The sequence below is a fragment of the Hydrocoleum sp. CS-953 genome, assembly GCF_002260545.1.
Lineage (GTDB): Bacteria > Cyanobacteriota > Cyanobacteriia > Cyanobacteriales > Microcoleaceae > Trichodesmium.
This window is the reverse complement of the sequence record NZ_LGSU01000946.1, coordinates 1-5,596: the sequence shown is the minus strand read 5'-3', so window position 1 is coordinate 5,596 and position 5,596 is coordinate 1. Positions and strand designations below refer to the sequence as shown.

General features: G+C 37.8%; 5 protein-coding genes. 2 read left to right on the top strand and 3 right to left on the bottom strand.

Features of this window, described 5'->3' with window-relative positions:
- Nucleotides 1-760: 760 nt before the first annotated feature.
- Nucleotides 761-2,236, top strand: a complete 1,476-nt coding sequence (locus AFK68_RS13070) for a choice-of-anchor Q domain-containing protein (RefSeq protein WP_094673192.1) — start codon at nt 761-763, stop codon at nt 2,234-2,236.
- A 305-nt stretch (nt 2,237-2,541) separates the two neighbouring features.
- The gene (locus AFK68_RS13065; RefSeq protein WP_094673191.1) at nt 2,542-3,015 is read left to right on the top strand and encodes a pentapeptide repeat-containing protein; all 474 of its coding nucleotides are present in this window, start codon (nt 2,542-2,544) and stop codon (nt 3,013-3,015) included.
- Nucleotides 3,016-3,430: 415 nt separating this feature from the next.
- On the opposite strand, the gene AFK68_RS13060 is transcribed toward AFK68_RS13065, so the two are convergent.
- The 3 genes from AFK68_RS13060 to AFK68_RS41625 all read right to left on the bottom strand — a co-directional run.
- Nucleotides 3,431-3,631, bottom strand: a complete 201-nt coding sequence (locus AFK68_RS13060; RefSeq protein ID WP_094673190.1) for a hypothetical protein — start codon at nt 3,629-3,631, stop codon at nt 3,431-3,433.
- Nucleotides 3,632-3,664: 33 nt separating this feature from the next.
- Nucleotides 3,665-5,050, bottom strand: coding sequence for a pentapeptide repeat-containing protein (locus AFK68_RS13055; RefSeq protein WP_371357367.1), 1,386 nt, complete (start codon nt 5,048-5,050; stop codon nt 3,665-3,667).
- Nucleotides 5,051-5,096: 46 nt separating this feature from the next.
- On the bottom strand, nt 5,097-5,246 hold a 150-nt coding region (locus tag AFK68_RS41625), incomplete at its 3' end, for a 4-Cys prefix domain-containing protein (RefSeq protein WP_371357366.1).
- Nucleotides 5,247-5,596: the final 350 nt, after the last annotated feature.

The following is a 5,596-nucleotide window of genomic DNA, read 5'->3' as shown; positions in this document are numbered from 1 at the left end:
ATCTTGTTTTAAGGCTCGTTCAATATTTAGCATTCTTCTGGCCAATTTCTGCTTGAACCATTTTACCTTATTTCCCAACAACTCTAATTCTTTCCCCCTACTCCCTACTCCCTCTTTTCCGGAGAGCTCTAATATATAAAGCAAAATAAACTACTGGGGGAACTACAAACAAAAAGAAAAAAAGTTGGGTTGACACAACCAGAAAACTAGGAACTCCTGGCATTAATGCAAGTTGACCAAATCAGGTGATTGCGGAAATCTAAAGCTTTAGTTGTAGGAGTGCAAAAAGGTTCGAGAGTTCTACTGCATCCATGAGTCAACTACCATAAACCATTCGGCAGCGCGTGAGACAACGAGCTGGAAATCGTTGCGAATATTGTCTGAGTAATCTTGTAGGTTGGGTTAAGGTAACGTTCGCGAAGCGTATCCGTAGAAAAAAACAGGACTTACGCTCCAAGCGCCATATGTAGGGGCGAATGCCATTCGCCCCTACATATGGCGTATAATTGCATATTTTGCGTAAGTCCTGAAAAAACAAAAAGTATTTTTATGAAGATTCAGTAAAGTTATCGGGACTTTAGGGCATTTTTATGAAGATTCAGTAAAGTTATGAATAAGCCCTTGCTATTGACAGAATGTCTGTGTTATTATAATTCTAGTTCTCTTAAAACAGAATTTTAACTAACTAAAAGTACACCTACACACCTATTTGCCAATTATAAGCATTATACAGGCAAAATAAGCAGGAGATTCTAATTTTATGGCGACTTTTCATGTAACTAATGTGTATGATGCGGGAGTGGGTAGCCTGCGTGATGCTATTGAGATGGCTAATGCAACGCTGGATGCCGATACCATTACCTTTGATAGTTCCCTGACTGGAAAGACTATAGGACTAACCAGTGGAGAGTTGTCCATTACCAATTCTCTCACCATCAATGGATTAGGTGCAAATCTGCTGACAGTGGATGCACAGATGAACGGCTTCCGAGTCTTTAACATAGATAATAACAGTGACGATTTTATTAATGTGTTCATAAATGGCTTGACCATTACAGGAGGCAATCCCATAGGTGGTGGGGGTGGAATTTTTACCTCAGAAAATCTAACAGTTCAAGACAGTATTATCTCCGGTAACACCTCAACTGGCATTGAAGGGCAATACGACAGAGACGTATCTATTGATGGTGGCGGAATCAATAGTCATGGTGGTTATTTAGAAATCATCAACACCTATATTGTTAACAATGAGGTCATTGGAAACCAATTAACCGACGGACAATTCTCCCCCATTATAGCTCACAATCTTGGTGACGATCCTGACGGTGGTGGTGTGTCTATCAATAATGGTAAGCTCAAAGTTGTCGATAGCACTATTTCAGAAAATAAAGTTACTGGTGGCTTGAGTGATGGTGGTGGACTTTACGGCTGGTATAGTGACATAACGGTGACTAATTCTACTATCTCTGGCAATACTATTGAAGGAACTGCCTTGGGTAGTGGTGGTGGTATTTATAATCGCCATGGCAACACAACAGTCATCAATTCAACCATTGCCGATAATTCGACACACATGACCGACGATTTTGGCTCTGGTGATGGTGGCGGTATTTTTAGTCGCAATGGCGATCTAGAAGTTATCGATTCAACTATCTCAGGTAATTCTGCCTATGGCAAAAATAGAACCGATGGCGGTGGAATTTACAGTAAAAATGGCAACTTAACAGTTTTTAACTCGACTATTTCTTATAACAGTACCGCTGGTCGTGGTGCTGATGGTGGAGGTATTTTTAGTAGTAGGGGAACGGCAACTATTACCAATTCTACCATTTCCCATAATTCTGCTGATAGGTTTGGGGGTGGCTTATATAGTGTCGGGAATACAAACCTCAGCAATACTATCATTGCCAACAGCATTGATGGCGGTGATGCCTTCCTCAATACTACGAAGATCGACACTAATGTTAACAACCTGATTGAAGACGGCAGTTACGATCCATTTCTGTCAGGCGATCCAGGCTTGCTACCTCTACAAAATAATGGTGGTTCGACTCAAACCCAAGGCTTACTCTCCAACAGTATTGCCATTGATGCCGGGGATAATGCGAGTGCAGTTGGATTACCGTTCGATCAACGAGGGCCGTTATTCGACCGCATTGTCAATGGCACAGTAGATATTGGTGCTTATGAACTACAGCAACAACAGGCACTAATTTTAGATATTGGTGTTTATTAAGTACAGCAACAACAAGTACTAACTTTAGATATCGGATAATCACTTATAATAAAGTTTTTGTTTGTAGTATAGCTCTCAGCCTCAACTGTAGATAGGGCTGAGAGCTATACTACGAACTTTAATTATAATAACTATTTAACCGGACATGATATTACCTGCCAATAACTCTCTAAATTTCACTTCATATAAATTTACACAGTTTTAAAGTTTTATGTAGTTTTTGCTACATTTTTTTATCTTTCTGCCAGTATTAAAAACATAAACCATCTTTAAAAAACAAATTTTATCAAAGGGATTTGAACAATATGGATACTCAAAAATTCCTGAGTCGCTACTCTATAGGAAAACGTTACTTCCGAGGAATTTGCCTTAACAATGCAAATCTGCGTGGAGCAAAATTGACAATGGCTAATTTGAAGGAAGCTGATTTGAGTGGGGCTGACTTAAGTGAAGCTAAACTAAATGGAGTAGATTTGAGCCAAGCAAATCTATCCGGTGCTGATCTTAGTAATGCTGACTTGCGTAGTACAAACTTAAGTGATGTTAACCTGATTGGTGCTGACTTGACAGGAGCAAAATTAGGACGGGCAAATTTAAGGCGAGCTGATATGCGGAGTGCTAACCTGACTAATGCAGACTTAATTGGGGCAACCCTGGATGAGGTAGAAATGAGTGGCGCAGATTTGACGGGAGCCAACGTTAATCAAAGTGAATTAAGTGCAGCTTCTTCTCATTTAGGTATATCTCATAAGTGGGTGACATGGGCAGGAAGTCATTAATTGATAATTGATAATGGATAATGGATAATTACCTCTGGTTCAAACCTTTCTTGATTGAAAATAAGGAAATATTATTTCTTTTTTTCTCTTGAAATAAAAGGCAATAAAGCCGAATCGATCAATTATCAATTATCAATTATCTATTGGTAATTAGGTTTATAGAAATTCTGAGGTTGCTAATAACACCCCACGTCATTTGACAAGAAAATTATGTCAATAGCTTTACCTAGAAAGGGTATAAAAAAAAGAAAATTCAGTGTTTCCAGCCTCCCTATTCCATTGAGGTACTGTTTCGCTCCGCGACATGAAAAACGTTAGCGAAGCTCCTCTGGAAGAGGCAGTTCCGACCTAGGAGGCTAGCTGTTAACTGATAACTGAAATGACGTGGGTATATGAGAGTGATTCTCCCAATAAATTAACTGGGAAAAATAACAGAAAATCGATCAACATAGCTTGGAACAGGATTATATTTCTGTGTCACTTCCTGGGGCTTCAAAGTTTTAGGTTGGGAAAAAGGATAAATTTCTAACAAAATAGGTAGTAATACCGTAATTATTGTGGCATAAAAAAATTTTTCGAGCATCATAACTAACACCAGAATTTTTTCGGCCACCATTATATTACATAATAGTATTAAACACCCACTATTTTAGAATCCTGAACCTCTTTTACCATTGGGCAAAATTGTCCACCAATTAGTTTTAGCCGTACCTAGTTGACGATCGCTGACCATTGCATTTGTGAGATTAGTACCACATAAATTAGCACCCCGTAAATTTGCCCCATTCAAATAAGCATTTGTCATATTTGCATCTTGCAAGTTACAACCTGCCAAACTAGCTGTACTTAAATAAGCTTTATTAAGATTGGCATTTTTCAGCACAGTATCTGTTAAATTAACATGACCAAGATTAGCATCAGATAAATCTGCACCTTCTAAATTAGCTTCATGTAAATTAGCTCCATAAAAATTAGCTCCAGACAACTTAGCATTACGCAAATTCAAGCGACTTAAATTACAATCAGCAAAATCTCTTCTACCTTTCATATAAGCACTTCGTAACGTTCCAGCAGTCCATTTAGTCGGAATTTTACTAGCTAATTGTGTTGTATTAGTTGTTTTGCTTTTTGGAGATACTGTCGTCAAATATCCTTGATTAATTTCTTGCCTCATCTTCACATTAGATCGAGAGCGAGTTGCAGGATTTTTTTCTAAACGAGTGTTGCGTTCTCTAATTTTTTGAGCAATTTTAGTGCTGGGAGAAATCCAGGAAACATCATTTTTATTATCATTAAAAACTGTAGGTTCATCTCGAAATAAAGTCTGAACAGCATCTTCTGCAGCAGGTTGTACCTGTTTTTTCTGAGTTTTTTTGGTCTTCAAAGCTGCTGAAAGTTCTTCTGCTGACTGGAAGCGATGTCGTACAGAAACTTCTAGCATTTTCTCCAAAATTTCTCCAAACCAGTCACTAACATTCACTTGAGGACGCCAGAGAATTTCACCATTAATCTGATCGTAACCAAGACTCTTTGGAGTTTTTCCTGTCAGCAGGAAAATAGTAGTTACTCCCAAAGCATAAATATCACTTGCATATACAGGTCGCAAAGCCATTTGTTCTGGTGGTGCAAAACCTGAAGTACCAATAGAGATATTTGTAAAAGCTGTTTCTCCTGTACCACCTGACATATGAGTTTGGTTCACATGATCTTTGACAGCTCCAAAGTCAATTAGAACTAAATGACCATCTTGACTCCGCCGAATAATATTAGCAGGTTTAATATCCCGGTGAATTACTCCTTGAGTGTGAATATAATCTATGACTGGCAAAATTTCAACGATAAATTTTTTCGCTTGTTCTTCACTAAATAGACCCTGTTTTTTGACTTCCTGTTTTAAGGTTGAACCACTTACATATTCTTGAACTAAATGAAAATGTTTCTTCCATTCAAAATAACCTAATAATCTGGGAATTTGGGGATGATGGCCAATTTTTCCCAGAGTTTTCGCTTCTCGCTCAAATAGTTTTCTAGCCATCTCTAATACACCAGGGGTTGTAGTTGATGGGCGTAATTCCTTAATNTAAAAAAGTTGCTCCAAAACCTCCTTTACCAAGAGGTTGAATAATTTCATAGCGATCGCGCAAAATTAAATCTGAACCACAAGCTTGACATTTATTAACACTATTTGGATTTTGAGGTTGAGGACAGGCAGGATTTATACAATAGCTCATCTTATTCAATAATATTAGTTAATTTAATTTTTTCTTTAAACGACTAATCTCTTCATGGCAAATTTACTAAACAAAGGCCAATTCCTAAAGATTTAACCACAAATAGGTATTACCTAAAATTTCAGACATTGACAGCAGCTCCCAGTTACTTTTGAGTCATAGTATATATATTTTTTTACTCATCAGAGTATAGATATGCGACAAATTTATTAAACAGGATTGCTGAGATACTTAACTGGATTAGTCTTTTCGGCACCTTTTTTGCCGATGTTATTTGTGGTAACTTTGATTTCTCCGTCTATGATGTCTGTTGTTTCTGGGTTTCCTGTGATATTTATGGTTTCTGGGGC